We start from the raw sequence: 1191 nt of genomic DNA, 5'->3' as shown, positions 1-1191 counted from the left end.
TCAACAAGCATTATTTATTCAATGATCTTAGAGACGATACCGGCACCAACAGTACGACCACCTTCACGAATAGCAAAACGAAGCTTCTCTTCCATCGCTATCGGAACGATCAACGAAACATCCATGGCAACATTGTCACCTGGCATAACCATTTCCGTTCCTTCTGGAAGCGTAACAATACCTGTAACATCCGTCGTACGGAAGTAAAACTGAGGACGATAATTCGTGAAAAAGGGTGTATGACGTCCACCTTCATCTTTTGTCAAAATGTAAGCTTCTGCTTTAAAACGTGTATGAGGCGTAACAGATCCTGGCTTCGCCAATACTTGACCACGTTCAATCCCTTCACGGTCAACACCACGAAGCAGAGCTCCTATATTATCACCCGCTTGACCCTGATCTAAAAGCTTGCGGAACATTTCAACGCCTGTAACCGTCGTCTTAGACGTTGGACGAATACCGATAATCTCGATTTCCTCTCCAACTTTAATAACACCACGCTCAACACGACCCGTAACAACGGTTCCACGACCCGAAATCGAAAACACATCCTCTATCGGCATCAAAAATGGTTGATCAACAGGACGCTCAGGGGTTGGAATATAATTATCAACTTCACTCATTAAAAGACGAACAGCATCTTCACCAATGCTTTTATCCTTATCCTCAAGGGCTGCCAACGCAGAACCCTTAACAATTGGTATATCATCGCCTGGAAAATCATATTTGGATAAAAGTTCCCGAACCTCAAGCTCTACAAGCTCCAAAAGTTCTGCATCATCAACCTGATCAACTTTATTAAGAAAAACAACAATTGCTGGAACACCAACCTGGCGCGCAAGCAAAATATGCTCACGTGTCTGAGGCATTGGACCATCAGCTGCTGAAACAACCAAAATAGCACCATCCATCTGTGCTGCCCCTGTGATCATGTTCTTCACATAATCAGCGTGTCCTGGACAATCAACGTGCGCATAGTGACGATTTTCCGTTTCATACTCAACGTGCGCTGTAGAAATAGTAATTCCACGTGCGCGTTCCTCTGGGGCAGCATCAATTTGATCATAGGCTTTAAATTCACCAAAATATTTCGTAATCGCTGCTGTCAACGAGGTCTTCCCATGATCAACGTGACCAATCGTACCAATATTAACATGCGGTTTTGTTCGTTCAAACTTGCTCTTCGCCATC

1 protein-coding gene is annotated in these 1191 nt (G+C 44.1%); it reads right to left on the bottom strand.

All coding sequences use genetic code 11. The features are described from left to right. Positions 1–14 precede the first annotated feature (14 nt). On the bottom strand, positions 15–1190 hold the full coding sequence (gene tuf / locus ACFIKR_RS09305) for an elongation factor Tu (protein WP_012755022.1): 1176 nt from the start codon (positions 1188–1190) through the stop codon (positions 15–17). Between the last annotated feature and the right edge of the window lies 1 nt (position 1191).

Source organism: Bartonella sp. MR30HLJHH, assembly GCF_042194195.1.
GTDB lineage: Bacteria > Pseudomonadota > Alphaproteobacteria > Rhizobiales > Rhizobiaceae > Bartonella > Bartonella grahamii.
This window is presented reverse-complemented; position numbering and strand designations above follow the sequence as displayed.

Coding starts and splice junctions, on each gene's coding strand:
- tuf (WP_012755022.1), bottom strand. CDS start 1,190: ATGGCGAAGAGCAAGTTTGAACGAACAAAACCGCATGTTAATATTGGT.